This is a genomic window from Phormidesmis sp. 146-33 (assembly GCF_052939515.1).
In genome coordinates this window covers 23076-49949 of sequence record NZ_JBJPHU010000043.1, presented here as the reverse complement: position 1 = coordinate 49949, position 26874 = coordinate 23076, and the positions used below count along the sequence as shown (strand labels likewise).

Below are 26874 nucleotides of genomic sequence, written 5' to 3'. Positions count from 1 at the left end.
CCGACAGATCCAGCACTTTACAACCTTTTGCCAATAGGGTCGGAGCCATTTTGTAGGCCAGTCCATTCGGCAGCGAGAGAAAGACAGCTTGACAGCGATCGGCAATTTTGTCGAGGTCGATCGGCTCGATCTGCTGACTGACACGATGGGCCAGATGAGGATAGAGACTCGAAAATTCTTGACCTGCGCTACTGTCGCCGCCTAGATAAACCAATTCCAGGTTTGGGTGATCCATCAGCAGGCGAACCAACTGCACCCCACCATAGCCTGATGCGCCAACCACACCCACGGGTACACGCCCTAAATCACCCATGTTTTTTGACCCTTATGACAATTGAACGGCGAAACTTCTGCTGCATTGTAATGCTGAATCGGGAGATCTTAAAGAAGATCTGGTATGCCCAAAGATATAAGACTTTAGACCGAAGAAATCGTGATTCATCTTAAAACTTAAGGTCTTTGAAGTCTAGTGTCTAAATGGCAGAGGTTTGGATGCGATCCCTGACGAATTTCTCAAACAAGTTGTCCCCTACTCTAGCGGTAGTTCACCCTACCTTTGGCGTTGTACGATACTCAGAACAGCCCGTTTGCAGAATCGAAATGATGATTTTTACCTGGTTGGTGGTGGCTTGGCTGGGCGGAACGGCGGCAATTTTGGGCAGTTTGATGACGATCGCCACCCTGCTCCTCTGGCTCGTTCCCCAAAAATCTCCGTCCTGGCAAAATCGCTTAAAACTACTGGGCGTGTCTTTGGGAATGGCGATCGTTGGTTTTGCGATACTGCTCACCGTTCCGTTTCCCACCATTAGTTCACACTAAATAGTTCACACTAAATAGTTCATATTGAAGTGAAATTCTCGTCTTAAAGTCCCCAGAATTGGCAGCTTGGGAGGCAGAAGATTTGAGCAACGAACGGCAAAACTTGATCAAGTTGACTAACGCCCAGTCCAGCGTAAAACAACGACTTCCTCGCGCAGTTGTTCTTTAGTGGCGGTTGCCAGTCGAGTCCGAAAAAGATCGATGTTGACGACCTCATAGCCGAGCGATCGAGCAATATCCGCCAGCAGTTGTCCTGTGCGAATCATGACGCGCAAATAGGAAGCCTGATCCCCCACAACGTAGGCCAGTTGGGCACCTGGACGCAAAGCATATCTAAGATCCGCCAGATGTTTTGCCATGCCGCCAAAGTAAAGTTTTGTGGCTCTAGCATAGACCCGCTCAAATCCGCTCGTCTTGCCTAACTCGATTCGTCGGGCTTCGATGTCGTGGGCGATGCGCTGAATTTCGGGATGGTGCGCTACCCATTGATCGTCGTTGTCGGCTTTATAGACGTTGCGAGAATTCGATCGCATTAAGCCTTCTTTCATCGCTCGCAGTTCTGCTTTGTCGCGAATAAAGCCTAAAATCACCGATTCTAACCGAGTCGCGCGCGTGTAGTCTTTTTCGTTGGGGTAGGGCGGCGACGTGATCACAGCATCGATCGAGTCTGGCTCTAAGACTTTGAGAATGTGGCGCGAGTCAGCGTGATGAACCGTTGCGGCTGTGTCAGAAAGGGGTTGAAGGTGCTGGAGATCTTGCGCGATCGCTCCCATTGCGTCGAGCCACAGTTCCACCACGGGCGCATCTTGTTTGGGCTTGCCGACACAAACTTCGGGGCTAAACTGCAAATTGCCGACCGAGTAAACTAATACTTTTGCCAACGCTAATAATTCGTGCTGACAGTAGGGCGATTTGTCTTGTTGAATCTGTTCTAGCAAGACGAGCGTTTTGTGGAGCGGAAGCGGACTAATGGAATTTTTGAGCAACAGTTTGAGGCTGTCTTCGGGGAGCGATCTCAAGGAGATATCTCCTTCAGCGTTCAACAGGTTCTGAGTTTTTTCAGCGATCTGATGGGCATGGCTCAACAGTTTGTCAGCATCGGGAGTCCAATCGACTTTTACCGTCCCGGCAAACCAGGCCATCAAATTTGCCTCAACGCCGACACTGGGAATGCCCTGTTTTTTGCATTCGACGATCGTCGTCCCGGTGCCACAAAAGGGATCGAGAACCGTTTGACCAGACTCAACCCCAAATTTCTGCAAATAATCCTGCACCAGATGCGGCGGATAGGACAGCACAAACCGATACCAATCATGAGCCTTTCGATCTTGATCACGAAGATGATTGAGGTCTGAATTGCGGTGCTCGATCTTGAGATTGGGAATGAGAGGCTGTAGGTATTGCAACGGCTCTGAAGCTGGCGTAACTGGCACTGCCATTGTAGTAGAGCAATTGCTCTCTCAAAAGTTTCTTTTTCTACACGGGCCCCCGAAGTCTGATTTGACCTCTACAAATAAGCGGCGATCGTGCCCACAAATAGCTGAAACGCTCCGGGGGTGAAGTGAGGATTTAGGCCGCCGTCGTACTCAAATTTGCTCAACATTAATTGCAGCGATCGAATGCTGTTTTTGTTAATTAAAGAATTCTGCAAGGTTTTGGCGCGAAAGACAGGAACCAACTCAGTAAATGGAATCCGCACGGTAATCCATTCCCCACTCGCGGTATCAAAGGAGTGAGAATAAGCGATGCTGTCCCATTTGTCGTCGTCGCGAATTAGAAACTTATAGCGGTTGCCGTCGCCTTTTAGTCGAAGCTCAATTCCTGTGAAATGGGAGAGGTCGATCGCTGGCTCAAAGTTGCGCGTCCGAATCGAGGCAAAGCCACCTGAATTGGCTGTAGACACATTGCCTGTAAACAAAGCTGCCCCGTCCACAAATTGTACCGAACTCGCACTCACGCCTCCCATCACCACATCATCCAATGCGCCCCAACTGGTATTCATTTCAGACGCTTTGGCAAAATCAAACAACAGTCCCGACTGAGGATCGATCGCCTGCGATCGCACCGTTCCACCTTGAAACATTTTCTGAATCCAGCTTACAAATGGGATCACTTCAAAGTATGCCAGCGTTTGTACAAACCGACCTGCATCCCACTGAGTCCGTTTTTCTTGAGTCATGACTTTCCCGACAACACGTCTACTTCTAGCTTAACGCCAAGGCGATCCGGCGATTGAAGGGTAACAGAGGTCATGTAGAAATGCCTTAATTGTTAAGCCCACATAGATGCGAGATTCAACAAGTATGTAGAAATGCTACACGAATTGCATGATCACCTCATTTTCATCAGAACACACCAGATTGATCTCTGAATATATAAAAATACTGTTAACACTTATAACTCAGGCAATATTCTGTTGATAATAGATCAGGTTAATTACTTAACACGCTCTTGAAGATAGGTTAGCCCACCAGATACTGAGCAAAACACCTCATGATGAGCCATGATTCTGTTAGAAGAATTCTTATTCTGGCTGCTAATCCCAGAAGCTCGACTCCTTTACGTTTGGATCAGGAAGTTCGAGAGATTGACGATGCGCTAAAAGGTGCAAGAAATCGCGACCAGTTTGAACTCAAGCAGAAGTGGGCAGTGCGTCCCAAAGATATGCGACGATCAGTTTTGGAGTTCGAGCCGCACATCGTTCACTTCTCTGGACATGGGGCAGGAACAGGAGGGTTGGCGCTAGAAGACGAAGCAGGTCAAGCAAAACTGGTAAGTGCAGAGGCACTGGCAGGAATGTTTGAGTATGCTGAGCAGGTGGAGTGTGTGCTGCTTAATGCTTGTTACTCTGAGGTGCAGGCAGTTGCGATTGCACAACATATTCGCTACGTGGTTGGGATGAACCAGGAGGTTGGAGATCGGGCAGCGCTGGAGTTTGCAATTGGGTTTTACGATGCGCTGGGAGCGGGTAGATCAGTCGAGCGAGCATTTAAGGAGGGCTGCATCAGCATTCGCATGGCAGGAATTGCAGAACATCTGACTCCGGTGCTGAAGTGCCAATCTACTGGAAAGGCGACGGTCGTTGAAACAACTGCTCAATCTAATCAAAAATCACTTCCTCAACCATATCAACCAACTCAAATCGATCGTCTACCCTCGATGGACTCTTTGAAATTAGATGAACCAGAAGGGCAGATTCCTTTGGACTCTCCTTTGTATGTAGAGCGTCCACCGATCGAGAAGCGATGTTATGAGACGATCATGAAGCCGGGCGCATTAATTCGGATTAAAGCTCCTCGGCAAATGGGAAAATCTTCACTGATGCTGAGGATTCTGAATCATGCTATTCAGCAGGGATACCGAGCTACCTCTTTAGATTTACAGTCAGCCGGAAGACAGGTGCTGTCCAGCTTAGATAGTTTTCTGCATTGGTTTTGTGCCAGGGTGACTCGCAAGCTGAATTTAGCAGATAAGCTGGAGGACTACTGGAAAGGCGCTTTAGGAAGTAACGATAAATGCACCGACTATTTTGAGCTATATCTCTTGCCGAAAATCAATGGTGTATTAGCGCTCTGCTTGGATGAAGTGGATGAGTTGTTTAAGCATCCCGCGATCGCCAATGACTTTTTTGGCTTACTTCGAGCTTGGCATGAGGAGTCCAAAATCAATCCAGTCTGGAGAAATCTTCGCCTAGTGATCACTTATTCCAAAGAGGTGTATGTCCCTTTGGATGTGAATCGCTCTCCTTTCAATGTAGGCGTTCCTATTGATCTCCCTCAGCTTACTCAGAAGCAAGTTGAGAATTTGGTGCAACGGCATGGCTTGAGTTGGGTTGACACAGAGATCGCTCAATTAATGGTGCTGGTGGGTGGACATCCCTATCTACTGCGAATGGCGCTTTATCACATTGCGCTGGGAGACATTAGTCTGGAAAGACTCCAGCAGATCGCACCGACAGCAGAATGGGAATATGAAGGGCATCTCCGTCGCCATTTGCTCAACTTAGAGGAAGACGAAGCCTTGATTACTGCGATGAGGCAAGTTGTAATGAGTGACAAACCAGTTCGCATCAAAACCGCAGCAGCTTTTAAGCTCACTTGTATGGGACTGGTACGCTATCAGGGAAATGATGTCATACCAGTCTGTGATTTGTATCGCCGTTACTTCAAAGAACGTTTGGGGGTGGGCTAATGACTATAGAGCCAGAGTTTCCCTATGAGTATCAGGTTGGCGGCAGCCTTCCAGTGGATGCACCTACTTATGTTCGACGGCAAGCGGACGAAGATCTTTACCATGCTCTAAAATCAGGAGAGTTTTGCTATGTGCTAAATTCTCGGCAGATGGGAAAGTCTAGCTTGCGGGTGCAAGTAATGCAACAATTGCAGACGGAAGGAATTGCCTGTGCCGCGATCGACATTACCGCGATCGGCACGTCAGAAATCACGCTGGAGCAATGGTACGTGGGCATGGTCAACCGGATTGTGCGACCATTGCGATTGCAGCAATCGTTTGATTTGAATGCATGGTGGCAATCGCAGCATTTGATATCCTGCGTGCAACGGTTTGGCACATTTCTGGAAGAGGTGCTGCTGGAATTGGTGTCACAGCCGATCGTGATTTTGATTGACGAGATCGACAGTGTGCTGAGCTTGCCGTTTAACCTGGACGACTTTTTTGTGCTGATCCGAGAGTGCTACAACCAGCGGGCAGACAAGCCAGCCTACCGTCGCCTAACCTTTGCGTTGATTGGGGTCGCAACACCTTCAGATTTAATTCAGGATAAGCAGCGTACTCCATTCAATATCGGTCGCCCAATTCAGCTAACGGGCTTCCAACTTGAGGAGTCTGAGCCGTTAGCGCAAGGATTAGCCACCAAAACAACTGATCCGCAAGCAGTGATGCAAGTCGTACTGTATTGGACTGGAGGACAACCGTTTTTGACCCAGAAAGTTTGTCGGCTGATTCTTCAAGCAGAAGATGTAATTCCGGCAGGGCAGGAGACAGCGTGGATCGAGCATCTAGTGCGAACCCGGATTATTGAGAATTGGGAAGCACAGGATTCGCCAGAGCATTTAAAGACAATTCGTGATCGTATTTTCTATGCCAATGAACACCGCACTGGACAACTACTAGGGCTATATCAGCAGATCGTCCATCAAGGGGAAATTGCCGCAGATGATAGCTTGGGGCAGATAGCATTGCGGATTGCAGGACTGGCGGTAAAGCGGGAAGGAAAGCTACAAGTTTTCAATCGCATCTACTCTCTGGTGTTTAATCAAGCATGGATTGATCGGGTACTGGCAGATTTAAGACCTTATGCGGAAACACTTAATGCCTGGGTGACCTCAAAGTATCAGGATGAGTCGCGATTACTTCGAGGTAAGGCGTTACGAGACGGTCAAACCTGGGCGAACGGTAAAAAGTTGAGCTACGTGGACTATGTGTTTCTGGCTGCCAGTCAGGAGTTGGCAAGAAAAGACATTCAGAGAGACTTAGAAGCCCAGCAACAAGCCAATCAAATTTTAGACGAGGCTAGACACAAGGCAGAACTGGCATTAGAGGAGGAAATAAATGCCAATCAGAGATTAATCCAAGCTCAACAAGAGACGGAACGCATTATTCGTAAAGGTCAGGCTGTGCGAATATTGACACAGTTTGTTTCTGGAATAGCTGTGGTGCTGGCTGTTGGAGCGGTTCTATATGCAGGCGATCGATTTCTTGCGGCAAGTGAAGAGGAATATCGAGCTAATCAGTTAACAGGAGAGGCAAATTTAGCTAAAGAAGAGGCAAAATCAGCTAAAGAAGAGGCAAAATCAGCTAAAGAGCAAGCTAATTTTTTTCAGACAGATGCACAGAACGCAAAAGAAATTGCAGAGCAAGCCAGGACATCTCTTAGCACTGCCGTAGTAGAACTGCAACAAGTCAAAAGGGAATCTAATCAGCAAATCTTAGCAGCAGGTCTAAAGGTACAAGCAGCAAGAAAGCAAACGGATGAGTCAGAGTACAAACAACAGGTGGCTGAAGAAAAAATTGAAGTGGCAAGGGCAGAACGTGACTATGTGCTTCGTGAAACAGAGATTCAATGGGCGGGCATCAATGCACTGCGACGATTTGAGACCAAAGAAGTAGAAGAAATAGATTCATTAATTGAGGCAATGGAAAGTGGACAAGCATTGCAAAAGTTAATTAAGCAAAATTCTAAAGCTAATAAAGCTCACTCAGCGAGTGGTTCTGTGCTAGCTCTTCAGCGAATTCTTGATCAAATTCGCCAGATGAATCGGTTTAAAGTAGAGCAAAATATCGGGCGCGTTACAAGTTTCAACCTTAGCCCAGATGGAAGATATTTAGCAGTGGCAAGTAGAGAGGGAGGAATTGAAAGCGTGATTTGGGTTTGGGATCTACTTGGCAAATCTTCACCGCAACGATGTCTTGTCAACGGATTAGTCACCAGTGTTGGACTTAGCCCAGACAACACATCTCTTGCCTTTGTGAGTACAGATGGTGGTAAAACCAAAATGCAGTTTTGGAATTTGCTGGCTAATCAAATCACACAACCGTGGTTGATAAGTCCAAAGAGTGAAACTCAGAACCTAGTCACCAACTTAAGATTTAACCCCAAGCAGAAGCAGATTGCTACGCTAGAGGACAACCCATCAGAGGCAGCAACAATTACTGAGTCCACCGTAAGACTCTGGGATCTTGATGGAAATGAACAAGCCCACTGGACTATTGATACGGAAAGAATGTTCAGTATTGAATTTAGTCCCGACGGGAAAGCCTTAATGACCGCAGGCAAGGGCGGAAAAGTACAAATCTGGTCTCTTGATGGACAGCTAAAGAAAGAATGGAATACAAATCAAGGCTCGGTAAGAAGTATAGCTCTCAGTCCAGATGGAAAAAGGCTCGTGACAGTCGGTGATAATGGCTTGGGAGGTGATGTACGGATCAATATCTGGACAGAGCCACTCTCAGGAAGATTTTCCAGATCGACTACCTTGGTTGTGGGTAATGTCGGAATTATGAAAAGTATTAGTTTTAGCGCTGACGGAAAACGTATAACTGCTATTGCTCAGAATGGCACAGTGCGAGTGTGGAATTTGCTAGCAAGACAAAATACTTTATTTAGCGATTCCCACGATGCTGCTTTTAGTTCAAACGGGAGTATTGCGATCGCTAGTAAGGGTAACGTGACGCTCTGGGGGGTGTCAGAAGAGGGGAAACAAGATGCAGTTTTGAAACCGTTGTCGTTAGCTGCGAAGTTGACAAATTTAGGACAAATTAGGAGTGTAACCTTCAGTTCTGACGGACAAATGCTGGTAACAGCTGACAAAGAAGGTACTGTAAGATTTTGGAATCTTTCGGGTGAAGAGATTCGAGCTTCGCTTTCAGTGGGTCTGACTAGAATTACAAATATTAGGCTGAGTCGCAACGGTAGGTATTTACTTGTCGTTGGTTTCGATGAAGTCAAACTTTGGAACTTAGCCAATCTGGAAACCATTCCAATGGAAAGCAAAGTGTTGATCTCTGGTGCAAGCTTTAGTCCCCGTGGAGAAAAGCTGATCGTTGCAGAATCCAGCGGTGTAGTCCGGCTGTGGGACTTGTCCGGCAATCCCATCTCTCGACCGATCTTGAGAGGTCGAGAAAATTGGATCACAAGCTTGAGCTTTAGTCCAGATGGACAATCGTTCGTTACCGGAGTTAATGATGGTTCAATTCGACTCTGGAATTTATCTGGTCAACAGATTGCTCAGTGGGACGGTGAGCAAGAGGTTAATAGCGTGAGCTTCAGCCCTGATGGACAACAATTCCTCACCTCTGGGAAGGATGGAACTGTGAAGCTCTGGTACATTGAGGACGTTAATATGCTGCTGAAACGCGGTTGTAATTGGCTTAGTGACTATATTAACAGAGGTTCCCAAACCTCAAGTGTGAACAAAATCTGCCCCATCGATCAATCTAGCTCCAGTGCAAGCGTTAATCAATAGAAACAGGAATGAGCTTAAGTAAAAGTGTAGAATGTGTCAAAAACTACTTAGGAACGGGAACTAAATAACATGGAATTTTGTAGGTTGGGTAAAGCTTTGCGAAACCCAACAATTGCTGAGGTGTTGGGTTTCATGCTTCAACCCGACCTAAGAAGTTATTTAATTCGCGATCCTTAGTTTGAACATAATGAACTCAATGTTTCTTCTTGTGTCTGCGTCTTTAACGCTAATTCTATTTAAGTAACTTAATGCAGACTTTAGCAAATCTATCAATCTATCCTGACTGGCCCCTCGACTCGCGGCTTCCTCATATGCCTTTTGAAAGGAAACACCTGCATTTTTAAAGAGTTGATCCTCGGTCAGACCTAAACTGTCAAGTAACACAGGAAAGCTAGATCTATCCTTCAAGGCTGATACTGATAAATTTGCAGATTCTGTATATTTTGCTTCACCGAAGAGCTTAGATATTTTTTCATATTTCAGAATAAATCCTTTCTTTCTTAGTTCATTTATGTTACTGGTTAATTCAATCTTGTCAATTCTCAATTTCTTGGAGCTTTCCTTGTTACGCTCCTGCAAGTTAATTAGTTCTTGATATATGTTGATGGCCCGCTCACAATTGTTGTACTCATATTTTTTATCAATACAAGTCTTATATAAAGCTCTCCCATAGTTATAGTACAGTTTTAGTCTCTGCTCGTCGCTAAGCTCATTTGTATCTTTTTTAGAAAAAAGAGCTTCATAGTAGGTGAGGGCAGCGTCAAAATCAGCGCGGTCGAAATAGCGCAGCCCATCAAGCAAGTACTTATCTATGCTTTCGGAGCCGAATCGATTTCTACTAATTAAGTAGAATTGACGAATTTCTTTTATCTTTTCTGCATTTCTTAAGGGAATAGAACGGGAACTGTATAGTGAATCCTTGGGTAAAATCTTAAGTTCGTATGTTTCTACTTCTTCTCTTTTTAAGAAATCACTCAAATAGTACTCACCAATATTTCTACGGTTTGCTACTTTAGAAAGTCCTGCTTTTTCTACGGTTACTTTCGCATCAATAGGACTGTTGGATGGTAGTTCTCTTAATCTGATTAACACGTCAGAGCCAGATGCTCTGCTGGAGACAATTAAAGCAACTAGCCAGAGCAAACTTAGATAAACTACTTTGGACTTCATCTCTCTTGTAAACAACTCCTCTAGAATTATAAATGGTGGGTGTAGTTCCAGGTAAATAATGCAGCTTTATCATTACTCACTTGATTGTAAGCGGCGCTCATCATAGTAGATGAGAACGAACTAGCACAAAAGTTTTGCGAAGTCGTGATTGTGAGGAAAGAAACAGCAATTCTTATTTCGAAGCATTTGTACTATTATCAGCAGTCTGAACGTGTGTTTTGACCAAATTGTTGAACGATAGAATCAGTGTTTCAGCGAGACGATTTGGGTGAAATAGAACGCTTGTATTGCCAAAATCTCCATAATGAGAATTGCTGGGAAAGAAAAGTCGATGGAATAAGCCCCCCTCCACTTCGTCCTTGCATAGTCAGCTAGAATATTAGCTGTGGCAAACGTAAATCAGTCTTGAGAATCGATGAGCACAACAAAAGTTAACAATTTCAATCGTGATTTACTCACGATTGAAATTTAACCTGATGGGAACTGGAAGTTTTCAGAATGAATCCGACCTTTGAAACCATGCCCCTTGAGAACCTGCGTGCATACGTTCTCAGCAATCAGACTGATACGGCGGCTTTTCATCCCTCGTCGATCAACTCAAAGCCCAGGGTCAAAGAGTCCAGTATCTCTACCCCAACACTTCAGAAAATCTGAAAATTATGCAGCAGGCAATTCGCAAAAATTTAGGGCGGTAATGCATTTCACCCAACAAATTGTGCAAACAGCCGCGATCGCCAAATCTGGTGTAATCTGCTCTTAACCATAAGGAATGCGAAATGGCTAAGTTTCAGCCTCCAGGCTTTGGGCAAAAGCATCTTGAGACCTCGTTGGGCACGATCGCTTACTACACTCCCCTGAGCGAACCCTGGACGATTGTCGAGTCGCGTCCGACTTTGGTGTTTTTACACAATTTTGGCGGCGGGTCGTCGGCTTATGAATGGTCGAAGGTGTATGCGGCATTTGCTCAGAGCCATCAAGTGATTGCCCCTGATTTGATTGGTTGGGGACGATCGTCCCATCCCGAACGCAGCTATCAGATCGACGATTACATCACCACGATCGCGGAGTTGATTCCCCAAATCGCCCAAGAACCTGTGACCGTTATTGCCTCTTCGCTGACGGGAGCGATCGCCATTCGGCTTGCCGTTCAAAAACCAGACTTGCTGCGATCGCTGTTTCTCGTCTGTCCGTCTGGATTTGCCGATTTTGGTCAAGATGCGGGTCGTAGACTTCCTTTATCGATCATTGGCACGCCTTTATTGGACAAGTTGATCTATACGATCGGAGCCATGAACGAAGTCGCCGTCCGCAACTTTTTAGAGCAGTTTTTGTTTGTGGATCGCGATCGGCTCACCAATGAGACCGTCGCCGCCTATCTCGAATCTGCTCAACAGCCTAACGCTGAGTATTCTGCTCTAGCGTTTTTGCGCGGCGATTTATATTTTGACTTGTCTCTCTACATTCCTCAGTTGGCTGTCCCGACTGCACTGCTCTGGGGCGCGGAGGCCCAATTTACGAATGTGACGCTGGGCCGTCGATTAGCTGCTCTCAACCCAGACGTGATCCAGGACTTTCAAGTAGTGCCAGAAACCGGAATTTTGCCTCATTTAGAACAGCCAGGAGTCGTGACGGCTCTGTTGTCAAAGTGGTTACAAAAGTTTCAGACGAGGGCCAAGCGTCCTTCAAGAGACTATTCAGACTGATGAATGAAATCTCTAAACCCATGTGAATCCGATGAAGGTGGCTCACTGCGGTGTTGGGGTCTTCTAACCCCCAAGCTGCCAATTCTGGGGGACTCTTAAATTCGGATTTCTGGTTCAAAGTCACTCACGGGTGGGGAATTTGGGGGGCTGCCCGGATTAATCACCGTAGCGAAAGATTTCATCGAATTCACGTTACTTTAAAGCGCAAAATGGACACCCCGCTACGTTGGGAATGCCCATCTAGAAAATCAATGACTCTGCGCGGCTTAACGATTGGCAGCCGGAGCAGACCCACCCTCAGCGCTGCGCGGAAACGGCGAATCGACAAAGCCAATTTCTAAAAGCTGTTGGTAAGCCTTTTTGCCCAAATCTCTCGTTGGCTGCTGACTTCGGATGATTTGCACCAGTAGCGGAACGGCCAATTCGGGCTGATTTTGGGCGCGATGCACCAACGCCAACTGATAGGTCGCCTGATCACGCATCTGAGCCGTTTCTAACGCCTTTTTGCGCTGGCTGTCTGCGACTCGATTATCGATTCCTGAAAAGCTGCTGGCTAATTCTTGATAAAAATTTGACAACTGATTGTAAACCTGACGGGCTTCTTGTAGCTTTTTGAGCGCCAGGGGATAGTTTTGGCCATTAACCGCTTTGGTGGCATCCTCCATCAAGCGTTGTCCACCCTGAAGGCTGAGAATGCTGTCATTTTGAGCAAGGGGACGCAGATCGTCGGGCTGGGCGGGCGGAGCAGAAGGTGCGGGAGTCTGGGCACCAGCGGGTCTGATCAAAGTCAGGCTTGCCAAAACCGATAGAGACATCAGCGTTGGGACGAGGCGGCGGAGAACAGTTCCAGAAGGTACCATGAATGACCTTTTACGTATTTTCAGAAGTGGGACAACTCGACACTTGGGTATCTTACCCCGTAGAGAACCCGATCGCAATGAATTGAAAACTAGCGGTCATCATGCGATCGACGCACTCTAAATCAAGCTTGTAACTCTAAGAAGCAGGAATCAGAGTCAAAGTTCCTTTTCTAGATGAAATCTTTTAGGGTGACGAATCATGCTCTCTTTACGCAGCTTGTCCACGATCGCCGCCTTCTTACAAAGCGATTTCAGCAAGTTGATTTCAGCAGATTTAGAATTCTCAGCTTTTTCTCAGGATGGTATCAGTCTGACCTCATTGTCTTGCAGCAATCTGTAATCAAGCGACGGCAAGAGTCGGTCGTATCCCATTACTCAAGGAAATAAGACCATGAAGTGGAACGTGATTTTTGTCATCGGCGCTCTAACTGTCAGTTTGGTAGCTTGCTCTACGCCTACTCCCAGCACCAATCAAGCGGCTCCCAGTGTCTCCCCAGCCGCAGATTCTATGAAACAGGGTGATGCGATGAAACAAGGAGACGCAATGAAACAGGGTGATGCCATGAAGAAAGACGGCGACGCGATGAAGAAAGACGATGCGATGAAACAAGGGGACGCGATGAAAAAAGGCGATGCCATGCAACAAGGGGACGCAATGAAAAAAGACGATGCCATGAAGAAAGATGGCGACGCGATGAAAGATACGAAAAGCAAACCCTAGTGATGTGTAGCGCCAAAAAGGGGGAGGATCAACGCTCAGATTTGTGTAGTTTTGACCGCTCCCCTGGGTCACGCTTCTGTTTCCATTTGAGCCATAAGACGATGAACAAACTTTTGCGGCAAAGGCGACAACTCCTTTTGTATCTGGGGCTTGGTCTTTCGGGAGCCGCACTGGGACTCTCATCCCGAAGTCGGAATGAACCAATCGCCCTTCCTCAAATCAGCCCTAAACCCTCGATCACACTCCCTGACTCTGGTCGATCGCTGCCAGAATTTCAGGGCATTGCTCAGTGGTTAAACTCGTCTGCGGTGTCGATCGCTAATCTCAAGGGCAACGTTGTTCTGATTCAGTTTTGGACATTTGCGTGTATTAATTGTCAGCGGACGCTTCCCTTGATCGTGCAATGGCATCAGAAATACGAAGCTCAAGGCTTAAAGATCATCGGCATTCACACGCCAGAGTTTGCCTTTGAACGCAAAGTAGATAACGTTAAGCAAGCGCTTGAGAAACACAAAATCAATTATCTGATTGCGATCGACAACGACTTTAAAACCTGGAATGCCTACGAGAATGAATATTGGCCGCATTTGTTTCTCGGCGATCGTCAAGGTCTGATTCGCTATGACCACATTGGTGAGGGCGCGTACGACCAGACAGAACGACTCATTCAACAACTGCTGAAAGAGGCTTGATTGCTCATCTATAGCCGTCCTTTAAAGATTTTCATAAATAATTCAGGATTACTATCCTAAGACTCCCTACCATGCTTTCTATCTCGCTGTCGCTGTTGGCTGGCATTCTGACTGTTTTATCGCCCTGTGTGCTGCCGATTTTGCCGATTTTGGTGGGGCAGTCGCTTCAGTCACATCGTCTGGGCCCGGTGGCGCTGGTGGTCGGATTGGTGAGCGGGTTTGCGGTTGCGGGGAGTGTGATTGGGCTGACAGCAAGCTGGGTGACAGAATTGGCGAATTGGCTGCGATTTGGAGCGATCGGGTTGCTGCTGATCTTAGGCACACTGGCAATGTTTCCAACCTGGAGTTACCGCTTATTTAGCTACTTGCCCGCGGGTCGATTGCAGCCCTCTAAGCGAGTCGGACTCTGGGGAGAATTTTGGTTAGGAACACAGCTAGGACTCTTGTGGACACCCTGCGCTGGGCCGACTTTAGGCGCAATTTTAATCCTGGCGGCTGTGCATCATCAAGTGATTAGCGCCTTTGGATTGTTATTAGTTTATGGCGTGGGGGCTGCTTTGCCGCTCTTGGCGATCGCTTACGGAGGACGATTTTTTAGCCAGCGGTTATTAAACTTGCGATCGTACAGTTCAACGCTACAGCGAATCGGAGGACTAATAATTGTAGGAACAGCGATCGCGATTCTGCTCGGTTGGGACATTCAAATTCAACTCTGGTTAGCCCCCCTCTTTCCACCCTTACAACTGTGAGGCTAGATGTAAATTCGCCGTACTACTGCACTGCGGTTGTCCCTTCCAAAACGTCTCCTAAATCCCCTTCAATTGAGGACTGTGAACTAAAAATTCTGTCTAAAAGTCCCTCAGAATTGGCAGCTTGGGAGGCAGAAAATTTCAACAATGCAGCGAAAAACTTCAACCCATTGCCACCCCTGCAACTCATGACAAATTCAACCCCCAAACGTCAACCAAAGCCTCCCAGTCAAGCAATCCTGGCGAAGACTTTTCATTGGGTTAATCTGCTTAGTCTCATTTTAATGATTGTTAGTGGGCTGCAAATCTACAACGCAAATCCAGTGTTTGGCGGGCGAGGCGGCTGGCGCTTTCCAGAGGTTGTGACGCTGGGCGGATGGCTGGCCGGGGGAAGAGATTGGCACTTTGCAATCATGTGGATTTATTCACTAAGCCTGTTGCTGTATGGAATTTATATCCTTGTGACTCGTCGCTGGCAACATCGATTTGCGAGTGGTGGCGATGTCAAAGCTGTGCGCGTTAGTCAAAATCAGAAGCGTAAAACCTATGCGTGGCACCGACTAGCTTACACGGCGATTATTCCAATTTTAGTGTTAGCGATCGCCAGTGGTTTAGCGATGTACAAACCTGCTCAGTTGCATTGGCTTTCTAGTTTATTTATCAATTGGCAAACGCTTCGTACAATTCACTTTATGACGGTGCCGATCGTGATCCTCTTCACAATCACTCACATATTGCTGGCGCTGAAAGTGGGAACAATTCGCCTGATCAAATCTATGTTTCTATAGCCATATGAATCTCATTCTGCCAAAACGCTTTTCACGTCGCCAATTGCTACAGTCAGGACTTTCTGGAGCCGGATTGTTATTAACGGGCTGTGGATCAAGTCTATTGTCTGAAACAGTGGGACAACTATCGGAGCCGTTAAATCAAAGCATTGAAACGCTGCTCCTGTCACAAGAGCCTGTCCCCGAATTTGATGTTGCTGCCATTGAGCCAGACAAACTCCTGATCAACTCCTTTAATGGAACGCCACAACTCGCGATCAAAGACAGCAAGGAGCGTGCTCAGTTTCGATTATCGATCACGGGTCAAGTCAACAATCCCCTACGACTGAGCCTCGCAGATCTAGAGAAAATGCCGCTTACGTCGATGGTGATTCAGCATGTGTGTGTAGAAGGGTGGGCGGCGATCGTCCAGTGGGGCGGCGTGCGGTTGCGCGATTTGTTGATGCTGGCACAGCCCAAAAATGGGGCAAAGTATGTCTATTTCAAATCGGCTGACGGCTATTCAGAAAGTTGGGACTTGACTTCGACGCTGCATCCTCAAACCTTGATGGCTTATCAAAAAAATGGACAGCCCCTATCCCCCGAAAATGGCGCACCTTTACGGTTAGCGTCTCCGATTAAACTCGGCTACAAACAAAGTAAATGGGTAACGGAGATCACGCTGGTCGATCGTCTGTTACCCAACAAAGGCTACTGGGAAGATCAGGGTTATGAATGGTTTGGCGGACTGTGAGAAGGTCGCTAAATTAACGCAAATTCGACAAAGTTTTTCCGCGATCATTTTCCGCGATCAAGGGTTGATTTCTTGAATCGCCCAGGTGCCGTCGCTCAGAACGTACTGTCTACGATTTTGAGGATCGCCTCGCAGTTCTAAATGATCGACTTGAGTTGCTTTGAGTAGCAGTAGACAAAAATGGGGTAAGGGTTCCACTGGGTCGGGAGGTGGCGGAGAAAACTCGATCGCATCAGCCCTCGGTTTACCCGGATGGGCCCAGGCAAATTGAATCCGCGCACTGTCTGAGAGTGTTTGCCAGGCGATTTGACGGGCGCTCTGTAGGGAAGGATCTTCACCATTTTCTCGTACCAAGGTCAGCGTCCCTAATAGACGAAACTGTTCACGGGTGTTGGGAAAGTACCAGCAAGCTTCTGCCCAAGAATTTTGGTCAATCTGACCCGCCTTTTCACTGCGAGCATCGACGACAAACTTCAATTGGTTCGTCTCGTCATCAAAAAAGCCTCGAAAGACAACCGTGCGATTTGCGGGTTTGTTGTCCGATCGCACCGTCGCCAGTTGTAAATAACGGGCATAAACGAGAGAACGGTTGCGGTGTAGAGCGCGGGAGAGGGGCGATCGCCAGGGAGCAAGGGGCATGAAGGAAGGAGAAAAGAGGGCGGAAAACGATCGGCGTATTTACGTCTGCTAGTCGCTGTTCATGATTGATATTTTAAGGGCTAGGTAGACAGAATGAAAGAGATTTTTTGATGACGACCCTCAGAGTTAATCACAACAAATTATTGAATCTTTAGATGAAGATCATTTGTACAGACTTAACACCTCCTTGAGGGCTGATATCGAGATAGAAATCTTTGAGAATGGAGGATTTGAAACTCTCTCGCAGGGTGCAAGTTCAAAATAACTGTCTCGTCTAGTATTGTAGGGCCAGTTGACTCCACGAGAAAAGTTAAGAGTCAACCATTCACAAAAGTAGGAGATCTATCTATTATGTTCTTTCACAAAAAAGAAACGATTCATACAGTTAATATTGATGAAGCCAATCCTCGGTTTGCTCAACTTTTGCTAGAGCAATTTGGGGGGGCAACGGGTGAGCTTTCTGCGGCGCTGCAATACTGGGTGCAGTCTTTTCACGTCGAGAATGCTGGAATTAAAGACATGCTTCAAGACATTGCGATCGAAGAATTTGGACACCTAGAAATGGTCGGCAAACTGATCGAAGGACACACCAAAAATGTCGATCAAACAGACGCTTACAAAAGCACTTTATTTGCAGTCAGAGGAATGGGGCCGCACTTTTTAGACAGTCAGGGCAACGCTTGGACGGCAAACTATCTGAATGAAGGCGGCGATGTTGTGCGCGATTTGCGTTGTAATATTGCAGCCGAAGCGGGGGCCCGACAAATGTATGAAGACTTGATCAAATTAGCTCCTGATGAAGGCACCAAAAAAACGCTGGTACATCTCCTGACTCGTGAAATTTCTCACACTCAGATGTTTATGAAAGCGCTGGATTCTTTGGGCAAGTTGACCGATCCCATGTTTGGCAATGTTGCTCCCGATGAGACGGTTGATATCTACTACAATCTCTCTTCTAACGGCAAAGAAGATGAACGCGGCCCCTGGAACTCAGAGCCAACTTTTCGCTACATCGCCGACCCTGTTAAACAGAGCTAACGATAATTCCAGCAAGGTTTGCTGACAGAATAACCACAAAAAAATGGGTAGTGGAACCTGCGATCGTCCATTACCCATTATTTCTAAAAAATCAGGTTGTCTTTTAACGTCAGAATAGCTGGAGATTGATGTTAGCTTCGCAGGAGCTTTCGGAGAGCATCTATGATTTGTGCAAGAAGTCTACTATCTTCAAAACTTCTAGACCAAACGGAAGATAAACGGATAGCGGAATGGCTCGTCAGGCTTACCAAAACAGTGAAGCAGCGCCCAAGCGGTCAGCCCCCAATGGAGAGCAAACCCAATCCCAAAAACGATCGCTCCAAATAGCCCAAAGGTAATCAGGGACGGCAAGAAAACAACGATTCCTAACACCACTGCCCAAAACCAGACATTAAAGTGAAAGTTAATCGATTCTTTGGCGTTGGCTTTGACGACAGGATCATCAGAAATTAGGGTAATCACGATCGGCACCCCGATCGATAAGATGGTCGTGCTAAAAAAGATTGCTCCGTGAGACAGGCAAGATAACAGCTTGCGCTTGTCCGAATCGTAGGTTCCCTGCATTCTTGAGTCTCCTGTTTTGATGGGGTTCGTAGTCTGATCGTACCGTTTCCCGTTTGGTAGTCAGTAGTGGAGTTTACCGTACTCTCCTACTCGTAAAACATTTCTCTTCAGTTAGGTTTAATTTTCTCAAGAATCTGTCGAACGATCAGTCTCTTGATGCGTCTTAGGGGTGAGGATAACTTCTGGATTAAAGGGTTGTGCGGTGAAGCCGTTAGCAGAATTGTTTTGCACAGGTTGAGAAAATCGCTGCGCTAGACTGACGAAATCGGAGGGCACCATTACGATCGTCGTGGTGTTATTTTCTGCGCCAACTTCGGTCAGCATTTGTAATCGACGTAACTCTAAAGCGACCGGATTGGCATTGATCATTTGAGCCGCTTCGGCTAATTTTGCGGAGGCTTCCTGTTCGGCATCGGCTTTAATGATGCGGGCCCGCTTTTCTCGAATGGCTTCGGCTTCTTTGGCCATCGCTCGCTGCATGGTCGGCGGAATTTCGACATCTTTGGTTTCGACTCGCTCGATCACAATGCCCCAGGGTTCTGTGATTTCATCAACGATTTCTTGCACTTTGACGTTAATTTTGTCGCGGTTTTGCAGCACATCATCCAGAATGTTTTGTCCGACAACATTTCGCAACGTCGTGAGTGCCACTTGATAAACGGCGACTTCGTAATTTTCGACTCGATTAATGGCTTTTGAAGGGTCAATAATTCGGTAATAAAGGACAGCATTCACGCGAATCGTCACGCTATCAGCCGTAACGGTTTCTTGTGGCTCAATGTTGACCGTTTTAGTCCGAATATCAATTTGAACTTTTTGATCAACAAAGGGAATGATCCAATACATTCCTGGCCCCAAAACGCCTTTGGTTCTCCCCAGTCGAAAAATTACGCCGCGCTGATATTCTCGATCGATCTTCAGTCCGTTGAGCGACAAAATTAATAGAGCGCCCAAAAAGGCAGTCAATAGGCTTCCCATAATCGTTTTTGTTAATAGTGATAGCTCTGTTCTAACACGGCGATCGCAATGGACTGGTAGGTAAAAAGTCACGAGTCAACAGCGTTTTGTATAGCAATCCCAAATCACTCGTGAAATGCAGACTTGATCGTGCCCCCTCAATCCCCCAAAGTTGGGGGACTTTGAGCCGAGAGACTTCTTAGATTTCAAGACCCATTCCCCAGTTTCAAAGTCCCCCAGACTGGAGGATTTAGGGGGCGAAGCGGACTAGAACGAAGCGACAAAAATCTGTTCATAACTCATTTAGGATTGCTATGGTTGCCCCTTAAATCGTCCACTTGTCAGAGACTCTAAACCGCAAATCTGGTCTTAAGTCCCCCAGAATTGGCAGCTTGGGGGCAGAAGAACCCAATAACGCAGCGAAAACTCTTTCTCAAACGGACATCAGATCAAGCTGCTTCCAGAGGTTCAGAAAAATTCAGAATCGCGATCGTCTCTCATCAGACCACAATCGGCTGAAAGTCTAGGCAGCAGGGCAGTCTCACGCCGTCTTATCGGAATTAGCGTAAGAATTTGTAATAAAAACGCTCATCAAATCAGACTAACGTAACAAAGGATGCGGTTTTTTAACCTTTGAGGCTTGACACGCCAGCAAACTTATTTAGCGTTGGGAAGTTTAGAATGAGCAGTAATTTAGCAACGAAACTCCGCGAGGGCACCAAGAAAGCGCACACAATGGCAGAGAACACCGGATTCATCTCGTGCTTTTTGAAGGGCACTGTTGAGAAGAATTCTTACCGCAAACTGGTTGCAAATCTTTACTTTGTCTACTCAGCGATGGAAGAAGCGATGCACCAGCATCAAGACCATCCCGTTCTCGGCAAGCTGTACTTCCCAGAGCTAGACCGCAAAGCCAGTCTCGAACAAGATCTCGCCTACTACTTTGGCCCCAATTGGAAGTCAGAAGTCGCACCCTCTGAAGCTACAAAGCCTTATGTCAAGCGCATTCAAGACATCGCCGCTACCCAACCCGAACTGTTGATCGCACATCTCTACACCCGCTACATGGGCGACCTCTCTGGCGGACAAATTCTCAGAAAGATTGCTCAAAATGCAATGAACTTGTCTGACGAAGACGGATTGGCTTTTTACTCGTTTTCCCAAATTCCAGACGAGCGAGCCTTCAAAAAGATGTATCGCCAGCAGTTGGATGAAGTCCCCGTTGATGAAGCAACAGACGATCGCATCGTCGAAGAAGCCAATGACGCATTTGGGCTAAATATGAAAATGTTCCAGGAGCTTGAAGGGAATCTGATCAAGGCGATCGGGGTTCAACTATTCAATCTGCTGACTCGTAAGCGCAATCGTGGCAGCACCGAGTTGGCAACGGCTGAGTAGTCAAGTCCTCTAAACTGACAACCTGAACGAACAATCCGCGTTATTTTGAATCCTGGAGGCTTGGTGGACAAAACTATCAAGCTTTCAGGATTCGTAGTTTGAAAGGAGACAAGATGGCGGCGAAGATTCCGGTTACGGTGATTACAGGCTTTTTGGGAAGTGGCAAAACGACGCTGATTCGCAATCTGCTGCAAAATAATCAAGGTCGGCGCATTGCAGTTTTGGTGAATGAGTTCGGTGAGTTGGGCATTGATGGCGATTTGCTGAGATCTTGCGAGGTTTGCCCCGAAGATGAGTTATCGGAACCTAGCCCTTCTAACATTTCTTCTAACATTGTTGAACTGACGAATGGCTGTCTCTGCTGCACTGTTCAAGAAGAATTTCTGCCGACGATGCTAGAGCTACTCAAACGTCGAGACAGTCTGGATTGCATCTTGATCGAAACTTCTGGATTGGCGCTACCAAAACCTCTAATCAAAGCCTTCCGCTGGCATGAAATTCGCACGGCGGCCACGGTCGATGGTGTGATTACTATTGTCGATTGTGAGGCAGTTTCTTCGGGAACCCTGGCCAGTGATTTGCAGGCGATCGCCGCCCAGCGCCAAGCCGACCCCAACCTCGACCACGAAACCCCTCTGCAAGAACTCTTTGAAGACCAACTCGCCTGCGCTGATCTGGTGATTCTCAATAAGACTGATTTGGTGGACGACGCAACTCAGGCTGAGGTGAAAGCGCTAGTCCAAAAAGAATTGCCCAGAGCCGTAAAAATTGTTGCCAATGGCCGCAGCGCTTCAGGGGTAGAAAGTCAGCTAGATCCCAATTTGTTGTTGGGATTTAATGCTGCGGTTGAGGATGATTTGGCTGCGCGTCCCAGTCACCACGACTTTGAAGAAGAGCATGATCACGATGATGAGATTGGCTCGACTCACATTATTTTGGATCGATCGTTTGATCCAACCCGGCTGAGAGCAAAACTAGAAAGTCTGGTGCAAGAGCAGGAAATCTATCGAATTAAGGGATTTGTGGCGGTTCCCAACAAAGCGATGAGAATGGTCTTGCAGGGAGTGGGATCACGGTTTGAGCAGTTTTACGATCGCCCCTGGCAACCGGAAGAACCTCGCCAAACTCGCCTAGTTTTTATCGGACGGGATCTGAGTCCTCAAGAGATCGAATCCAAACTTGTAGCGCTCGTGTAGATCCAATTGAATGCTCTTAAGGCGAAGCGATCGGGGCAAAATTTCTTCTTTTTCTGCGCTAGATTGCTTCTCCACATTCATCGACTAAGTAGCAGAGCGATCGAAACCGCAGTCCCACAAACTGGTCATAGAGCGGATTGAGCTTACACATGGGCGGAATGTGGGCGACGGTTTTGCCAAACAGCGTGATGTCGCGCTCAAACGGACACTGGGCGGGGATCAATTTGCAGATCAGGTGAGCCAGCTTACGATCGCGGATGTCGATCGCGTCTAGTTTTTGACGAATGGGATTGAGAAAACTAAAGCGAGGTTGAGGTGGGCGAAGGGATTGGAAACCGATATCAAAAGTCATTTCTGAGTGAGACATAAAAGCCACCTTGGTTGTCGATGAGAATCAATCTTTTTGGCTGAGATTTGCTGAATTTGTAGGGAACCAATGAATCAATTTGTTCTTTCACTATCAAGATACAAACAGCGACTAAGATTTCCGTAAAGCTAAGAATCGATTCGCTGAGTTTTTGATTAATTTTCGGTGAATCTGTTGCAGATGAACAGCAGAAACTCGCCTCTGATAAGGACTCCGACCTACTTCATCAATGAGATAGGCTGTGGATATAACTGGTTAAATTCCAGCTTTAATCCTATTTAAAGCTCTGTTAACAAAACCACACAGTATCTAAAAGGGTAGTTTTTCGTTGGGAGTTAATAAAACTATCTCCTGCGATATTAGCCTTTAGATATAAGTAGGATAGCTTGTGTTTGTAAGAGATTGGATTTGTAGTTTTTATTACCAAACTCAGCTTTATTAAACTCTTTTGCTGAGGATGGAACAACATTTCAAGGAGAGCAATTTCAGAGAGATATCTGCTCCAGCAGAGCGCACCTCAAGCAGCGTCCTCTAGAGGATACACCGCTCATTTCAGGAAATCGGGACGTAGCCGCGATGTTGTCAGTCAGCCCAGACCTTTTAACCGATCGCTCACAGTCCCAAATCAACCGCCACCCGATGGGCACAGGCAAACCCCGAAAACGCCACCGCATTTAGCCCTTGACCCGGAAAGGTACTATCTCCGACACAGTAAAGGTGAGCGATCGCCGTCCGATTAAAGGGCATTCCCAACAGTCCAGGAAGTTTGCGGGAGGGAATGGGGCCATAAGTACCGTTTGCCCGTCCCAGATAGCGGCGATGCGTGCGGGGCGTGCCGATTTCCTCGTAGTCGAGGTGTTGGTTGAGCGTGGGGAAGAGGGTTTCTAAGCGATCGATGACGCGACCGGCCGCCGCTTCTTTTTTTTGCTCGTACTCGCTGGGCGACAGATTTTGCCAGTAGCTCATCCAGCTAGGCGTAAAGGCGTGAATGATGTGATAGCCGTCGGGGGCAAGACTGGGATCAAGCAGCGTCGGAATCGAGACAAAAATCGTTCCCTGTTCGGCTTCCATATTGTCCCAATCTTCGAGCAAAATGTGGTGACACTCGGTTCCAATGGGGAGCGCTTCAGCCTTCACGCCCAAATGCAGACTCAAGAAACTGGGTGATTGTTGATATCGCTGCTGCCATTTTTTCTCAGACTTGGGCTTGTGGCTCTCAGGCAGTAGCTTATCAAACGTATCCCAGCGAGTCGCGTTTGAGATAATCCGTTTGGCTTGATAGACCTCTCCTGTGGCAAGCTTTACGCCTGTCGCTCGTCCGTTTTCGGTCAAAATTTCCGTTACGTTGGCTTTGTACTGAATGTGACCGCCCGCCTTTTCTAGCCCTTCGACTAACTTTTGGGCGATTTGTCCGACCCCGCCCTTGGGATAATTGATGCCGCCATAGTGACGATCGCTAAACACCATTCCCGCATTGATCATCGGCGTTTTGTCTGCCGGGACGACTGACCAGATGTAGCAATCCATGTCGATAAACTTCAGCAGTTCAGGGTCATGAATAAACCGTCGTGCCAGGTCGCCCACATTTTGAGGCAAATATTTAGCCAACCCCAAACAAGCCAGCGGATGCTGAAAAAAGACTCGCGTCAGATAGCCCAACTCTTCTAGAGAGAGCAGATCCATCACATTCAAACAGTTAAATACCTTCCAGCACTCATCATAAAACTGGCGAATTCCCTTTTCTTCGTGGGGAAACCGATCGCTCAACTCACGAATATATTTCTCATAGTCTTTGTGGACTTTTAGCGCTAACCCGTTGGGCAAATGGTAGTGAATCTGAACCGGATCAGGCACCGTCTCGATCGACATGTCCACCGCTTTGAGCGCACGAGTTAACAAGTTGGTGGTGCCACGATCGCCAAACCCAAAAATCATCGATGCACCGACATCAAACCGATAGCCCGATCGCTCAAAATAGCCAGCGCTTCCTCCGGGGATCAAGTACCGCTCCAACACCAAAACGCTGGCCCCTTTCGCTGCCAATTGAGTGGCTGTCACCAGTCCCCCAATTCCAGAGCCAATGACGATCGCGTCGTAAATTGTGGAAGAAGTCGATCCTGAAGATGAGCGAGAAACAGAAGCCATGAGTTCAGAAGTAAAAGCCACGTCTTCCAGTGTATCGGAGTTGATGCGGCGTGTCGTTTGCGAGGGTTCAAGCGTTGGGGCTGATGGGTCTGAGAACTGGGCGATTTTTTCTAGGGTGTCCCTCGGATGTAACTAGCGGATGCGGTACTCTAGATCAGTTCTCAACAGACGGTTTATGGGCTTGCGTGCAATTCGATCGATCTACACAGACGGAGCTTGTTCTGGAAATCCTGGCCCTGGCGGCTGGGGAACGGTGGTCTATTTTGCAGATGGTTCCATTCATGAAATGGGAGGATCAGAACCGCAAACCACCAACAATCGAATGGAGATGCAAGCAGCCGTAGCGGCCCTCAAATTTTTGGCAGACGCTGATCAGCAGGACGCGATCGCCCTCTACACCGACAGTGAATATGTCAAAAATGGCATCACCAAATGGATCAGAGGCTGGAAGCAAAAAGGCTGGAAAACCGCCGCAGGCAAAGCCGTTCTCAATCAAGATTTGTGGGAAATTCTAGACGAACTCAACTCAAACCAGGTTGAATGGCGGTATGTGCGCGGACACACAGGCGATGTTGGCAACGAACGGTGTGATGCGATCGCCCGTGCCTTCTCACTCAAACAAACGCCTGCTCTAAAGACCCTCAACGACCCAACACCCGATTCTGAGGTTGCTATGACGGACACATCTACGACTGCGATCGACTCCTCAGAAGAGTTGCCCCGCGAGATCCGAGTCGAACAACTGCGAGGACTGGTTGAAACCCTGCACATCGCCGACGAAATCGCCAGCCGTGCCTATCTGATCACCAGTTCGGAGTTGGCGGATTTGATGGATGTCAATGCCAGTGCGGTCACCAGTCGAGGCGATAACTGGGTTTGGCGCAATTGGGTGGTGTCACGGGTTCGCCGCGAAGGAAATCAGATTCTCTGGCAGCTAGAGCGGGTTGATTGAGGGAGGGACGAGGGAGGACTTCGATGATCTGTTCCCCCTTTGGGGGTAATCTGCTTTGCGAGGAAGGATGAAGGATGAGGGATGAGGGATAAAAGGTTGGTTCAATTGATTTGTCAATGTTTGCATCCCTCGTTTTGTAAATTGGCGATGTTCAAAGTCCCCCAATTTTGGGGATTTAGGGCGAAAAGATGGACACTTCTCACAGATTCATCCCTCCAATCAGCCACGCCGTAAATTTACCCATCTGCCTCTAATGATGATTCTGAAAGTCAAAGTTCTTAGAGTTAGGGGATTTAGTTGGCTCTCCAAGATTGGCCACTTCTTTGCCAGAAGTCTCCTGCTAAAGCCTCGAAGTTGTGTAGAGACGGAATTTTTGAGATTATTAGAAGCTGTTTTTGAAGTTGCGGGGGCCGTCGTATCCTGAGACTTTTGCAAGTTCTTCTAAGGGCTGCTGTCCAGCGTAAAACTTGCCGTTGATCTCCCACGTGGGGAAGCCAAAGCCGCGACCTGTCTCTTTTTCAACCTTGGGCGCAATCTCTCGACACAGGTTTGCTTGAGGATTTTTGCCGTCTTCGGCACACTCAATCGAGGGCAAGTACTGAAGCGCTTCGGCTCCAAATAATTTCTTTTGCTCGTAGCAGTGAGGACACCAGTAAGCGCTATACATCTTGGCGTTGATATTTTTGAGATGTTGAGCGAGTTTGATTTCTGCTTCGCCTGACGTGTCTTTGACGGTAAAGAACGTCTGACCGTTGGCAGGCCCGATCGTATACTCGCCAGCCTTAGCTGTCGGAGCCGAGTAGACGGCCAGCGTCCCGACCAAAGTCACCATCCCTACCACAATGCCAATCATGAATAGCTGACCAATGTCTTGCCACGATCGCCCCACCAGCGTCAATACAAACAGCGCCGTCGCAAAAAGGGCAGAGGCGATACAGTAATAGCAAATCGTCTTTAGCTCAAAGGCCATGATGTACATCAGATAGCCGCTAAACAGCAGCATGGCCGTTGAGATTGCAAACAGCAGCAGCCACGTCCAATTGTCTAGACTAGTTCGCAGCGATTTATTATTTTCCGCACTCACAGCTAATGGCACCAGAGACAGCACTGCCACACTCGCGTAAGCAAGAAACCCAAATAAGGCAAGCGGCAGCCCAAATACGGTGGCGTACGGGCTAGAAAGCACTAAGTCACAGCCACCCGCCGGACAAGCTACCTCTCCGCCAAATAGCTTGGTCGCAGTGATGTAGCCTGTGGTGATGGCTCCCAACGTGGCGATCGCACCAATGATCGGACGCGACCAGCGATGAATCCAAGGTGTAGAACGTCTGCGAATCATAATGTTTTGAACAGGAGTAGCTCGACTGTTAGCAAGGCATCGGTGACGACGATAAAGTC

General features: G+C 47.5%; 25 protein-coding genes and 1 pseudogene. 15 read left to right on the top strand and 11 right to left on the bottom strand.

What is annotated here, in order from left to right; translation table 11 throughout:
• Positions 1 to 313 (bottom strand): annotated as a pseudogene (gene argC, locus ACJ2PR_RS18005) (N-acetyl-gamma-glutamyl-phosphate reductase); the annotation flags it as partial.
• 287 nt (positions 314 to 600) lie between these two features.
• On the opposite strand from argC, the gene ACJ2PR_RS18000 reads away from it, so the two are divergent.
• Positions 601 to 819: a hypothetical protein gene (locus tag ACJ2PR_RS18000; RefSeq protein ID WP_446878014.1), complete on the top strand. Its 219-nt coding sequence runs from the start codon at positions 601 to 603 to the stop codon at positions 817 to 819.
• A 116-nt stretch (positions 820 to 935) separates the two neighbouring features.
• Here ACJ2PR_RS18000 and ACJ2PR_RS17995 read toward each other — a convergent pair whose 3' ends face one another.
• Both ACJ2PR_RS17995 and ACJ2PR_RS17990 read right to left on the bottom strand, forming a co-directional pair.
• The gene (locus tag ACJ2PR_RS17995; RefSeq protein WP_446878013.1) at positions 936 to 2258 is read right to left on the bottom strand and encodes a DNA methyltransferase; all 1323 of its coding nucleotides are present in this window, start codon (positions 2256 to 2258) and stop codon (positions 936 to 938) included.
• A gap of 68 nt (positions 2259 to 2326) precedes the next feature.
• Positions 2327 to 2998, bottom strand: coding sequence for a CIA30 family protein (locus tag ACJ2PR_RS17990; RefSeq protein WP_446867969.1), 672 nt, complete (start codon positions 2996 to 2998; stop codon positions 2327 to 2329).
• A 314-nt stretch (positions 2999 to 3312) separates the two neighbouring features.
• Between ACJ2PR_RS17990 and ACJ2PR_RS17985 the strand changes: the two genes are divergently transcribed.
• On the top strand, positions 3313 to 5010 hold the full coding sequence (locus ACJ2PR_RS17985) for an AAA-like domain-containing protein (RefSeq protein ID WP_446867970.1): 1698 nt from the start codon (positions 3313 to 3315) through the stop codon (positions 5008 to 5010).
• Complete coding sequence (locus ACJ2PR_RS17980; RefSeq protein ID WP_446867971.1) at positions 5010 to 8804, top strand: AAA-like domain-containing protein; 3795 nt, start codon at positions 5010 to 5012, stop codon at positions 8802 to 8804. The genes ACJ2PR_RS17985 and ACJ2PR_RS17980 overlap by 1 nt, the downstream gene beginning before the upstream one ends.
• Before the next feature lie 159 nt (positions 8805 to 8963).
• Here the strand turns inward: ACJ2PR_RS17980 and ACJ2PR_RS17975 are convergent, their stop codons facing one another.
• Positions 8964 to 9974 carry a hypothetical protein gene (locus ACJ2PR_RS17975; RefSeq protein ID WP_446878012.1) on the bottom strand — a complete coding sequence of 337 codons (1011 nt, stop codon included), beginning with the start codon at positions 9972 to 9974 and terminating at the stop codon, positions 8964 to 8966.
• 498 nt (positions 9975 to 10472) lie between these two features.
• Between ACJ2PR_RS17975 and ACJ2PR_RS17970 the strand changes: the two genes are divergently transcribed.
• Both ACJ2PR_RS17970 and ACJ2PR_RS17965 read left to right on the top strand, forming a co-directional pair.
• The gene (locus ACJ2PR_RS17970) at positions 10473 to 10628 is read left to right on the top strand and encodes a DUF6887 family protein (RefSeq protein WP_446878011.1); all 156 of its coding nucleotides are present in this window, start codon (positions 10473 to 10475) and stop codon (positions 10626 to 10628) included.
• Positions 10629 to 10750: 122 nt separating this feature from the next.
• A complete protein-coding gene (locus tag ACJ2PR_RS17965) occupies positions 10751 to 11677 on the top strand; it encodes an alpha/beta fold hydrolase (protein ID WP_446878010.1) in 927 nt (308 codons plus the stop codon).
• Positions 11678 to 11943: 266 nt separating this feature from the next.
• Here ACJ2PR_RS17965 and ACJ2PR_RS17960 read toward each other — a convergent pair whose 3' ends face one another.
• Positions 11944 to 12537 carry a hypothetical protein gene (locus ACJ2PR_RS17960; RefSeq protein WP_446860501.1) on the bottom strand — a complete coding sequence of 198 codons (594 nt, stop codon included), beginning with the start codon at positions 12535 to 12537 and terminating at the stop codon, positions 11944 to 11946.
• Between the two features lie 199 nt (positions 12538 to 12736).
• Here ACJ2PR_RS17960 and ACJ2PR_RS17955 point away from each other — a divergent pair, with 199 nt between their 5' ends.
• The 6 genes from ACJ2PR_RS17955 to ACJ2PR_RS17930 all read left to right on the top strand — a co-directional run bounded on the left by ACJ2PR_RS17955 (position 12737) and on the right by ACJ2PR_RS17930 (position 16220).
• Positions 12737 to 12877 carry a hypothetical protein gene (locus ACJ2PR_RS17955; protein ID WP_446878009.1) on the top strand — a complete coding sequence of 47 codons (141 nt, stop codon included), beginning with the start codon at positions 12737 to 12739 and terminating at the stop codon, positions 12875 to 12877.
• A gap of 51 nt (positions 12878 to 12928) precedes the next feature.
• Positions 12929 to 13258, top strand: a complete 330-nt coding sequence (locus ACJ2PR_RS17950) for a hypothetical protein (RefSeq protein WP_446860500.1) — start codon at positions 12929 to 12931, stop codon at positions 13256 to 13258.
• 101 nt (positions 13259 to 13359) lie between these two features.
• Complete coding sequence (locus ACJ2PR_RS17945; protein WP_446878008.1) at positions 13360 to 13950, top strand: redoxin domain-containing protein; 591 nt, start codon at positions 13360 to 13362, stop codon at positions 13948 to 13950.
• Between the two features lie 71 nt (positions 13951 to 14021).
• Positions 14022 to 14699 carry a cytochrome c biogenesis CcdA family protein gene (locus tag ACJ2PR_RS17940; RefSeq protein WP_446878007.1) on the top strand — a complete coding sequence of 226 codons (678 nt, stop codon included), beginning with the start codon at positions 14022 to 14024 and terminating at the stop codon, positions 14697 to 14699.
• 188 nt (positions 14700 to 14887) lie between these two features.
• Complete coding sequence (locus ACJ2PR_RS17935; protein ID WP_446860497.1) at positions 14888 to 15487, top strand: cytochrome b/b6 domain-containing protein; 600 nt, start codon at positions 14888 to 14890, stop codon at positions 15485 to 15487.
• A 4-nt stretch (positions 15488 to 15491) separates the two neighbouring features.
• Complete coding sequence (locus ACJ2PR_RS17930; RefSeq protein ID WP_446878006.1) at positions 15492 to 16220, top strand: molybdopterin-dependent oxidoreductase; 729 nt, start codon at positions 15492 to 15494, stop codon at positions 16218 to 16220.
• Between the two features lie 57 nt (positions 16221 to 16277).
• Here the strand turns inward: ACJ2PR_RS17930 and ACJ2PR_RS17925 are convergent, their stop codons facing one another.
• A complete protein-coding gene (locus ACJ2PR_RS17925) occupies positions 16278 to 16859 on the bottom strand; it encodes an Npun_F5749 family FMN-dependent PPOX-type flavoprotein (protein ID WP_446867980.1) in 582 nt (193 codons plus the stop codon).
• 351 nt (positions 16860 to 17210) lie between these two features.
• Here ACJ2PR_RS17925 and ACJ2PR_RS17920 point away from each other — a divergent pair, with 351 nt between their 5' ends.
• Entirely contained in the window at positions 17211 to 17897 is a 687-nt protein-coding gene (locus ACJ2PR_RS17920) for a manganese catalase family protein (protein ID WP_446860494.1), read from the top strand.
• Positions 17898 to 18095: 198 nt separating this feature from the next.
• Here ACJ2PR_RS17920 and ACJ2PR_RS17915 read toward each other — a convergent pair whose 3' ends face one another.
• Both ACJ2PR_RS17915 and ACJ2PR_RS17910 read right to left on the bottom strand, forming a co-directional pair.
• Complete coding sequence (locus ACJ2PR_RS17915) at positions 18096 to 18461, bottom strand: DUF4870 domain-containing protein (protein ID WP_446860493.1); 366 nt, start codon at positions 18459 to 18461, stop codon at positions 18096 to 18098.
• Between the two features lie 126 nt (positions 18462 to 18587).
• Positions 18588 to 19439, bottom strand: a complete 852-nt coding sequence (locus ACJ2PR_RS17910; protein ID WP_446878005.1) for an SPFH domain-containing protein — start codon at positions 19437 to 19439, stop codon at positions 18588 to 18590.
• A gap of 660 nt (positions 19440 to 20099) precedes the next feature.
• Between ACJ2PR_RS17910 and ACJ2PR_RS17905 the strand changes: the two genes are divergently transcribed.
• Both ACJ2PR_RS17905 and cobW read left to right on the top strand, forming a co-directional pair.
• The gene (locus ACJ2PR_RS17905) at positions 20100 to 20816 is read left to right on the top strand and encodes a biliverdin-producing heme oxygenase (protein WP_446878004.1); all 717 of its coding nucleotides are present in this window, start codon (positions 20100 to 20102) and stop codon (positions 20814 to 20816) included.
• A 113-nt stretch (positions 20817 to 20929) separates the two neighbouring features.
• Complete coding sequence (gene cobW, locus ACJ2PR_RS17900; RefSeq protein WP_446867984.1) at positions 20930 to 22012, top strand: cobalamin biosynthesis protein CobW; 1083 nt, start codon at positions 20930 to 20932, stop codon at positions 22010 to 22012.
• Between the two features lie 58 nt (positions 22013 to 22070).
• On the opposite strand, the gene ACJ2PR_RS17895 is transcribed toward cobW, so the two are convergent.
• Both ACJ2PR_RS17895 and crtH read right to left on the bottom strand, forming a co-directional pair.
• Entirely contained in the window at positions 22071 to 22379 is a 309-nt protein-coding gene (locus ACJ2PR_RS17895) for a Mo-dependent nitrogenase C-terminal domain-containing protein (protein WP_446867985.1), read from the bottom strand.
• Positions 22380 to 22991: 612 nt separating this feature from the next.
• The gene (crtH, locus tag ACJ2PR_RS17890; RefSeq protein WP_446878003.1) at positions 22992 to 24524 is read right to left on the bottom strand and encodes a carotenoid isomerase; all 1533 of its coding nucleotides are present in this window, start codon (positions 24522 to 24524) and stop codon (positions 22992 to 22994) included.
• A 175-nt stretch (positions 24525 to 24699) separates the two neighbouring features.
• On the opposite strand from crtH, the gene rnhA reads away from it, so the two are divergent.
• Positions 24700 to 25476, top strand: coding sequence for a ribonuclease HI (gene rnhA, locus ACJ2PR_RS17885; protein ID WP_446878002.1), 777 nt, complete (start codon positions 24700 to 24702; stop codon positions 25474 to 25476).
• Between the two features lie 382 nt (positions 25477 to 25858).
• Here rnhA and ACJ2PR_RS17880 read toward each other — a convergent pair whose 3' ends face one another.
• Positions 25859 to 26815 (bottom strand): vitamin K epoxide reductase family protein, encoded by a 957-nt coding sequence (locus ACJ2PR_RS17880; protein WP_446878001.1) that lies wholly within the window; start codon positions 26813 to 26815, stop codon positions 25859 to 25861.
• Positions 26816 to 26874 lie beyond the last annotated feature (59 nt).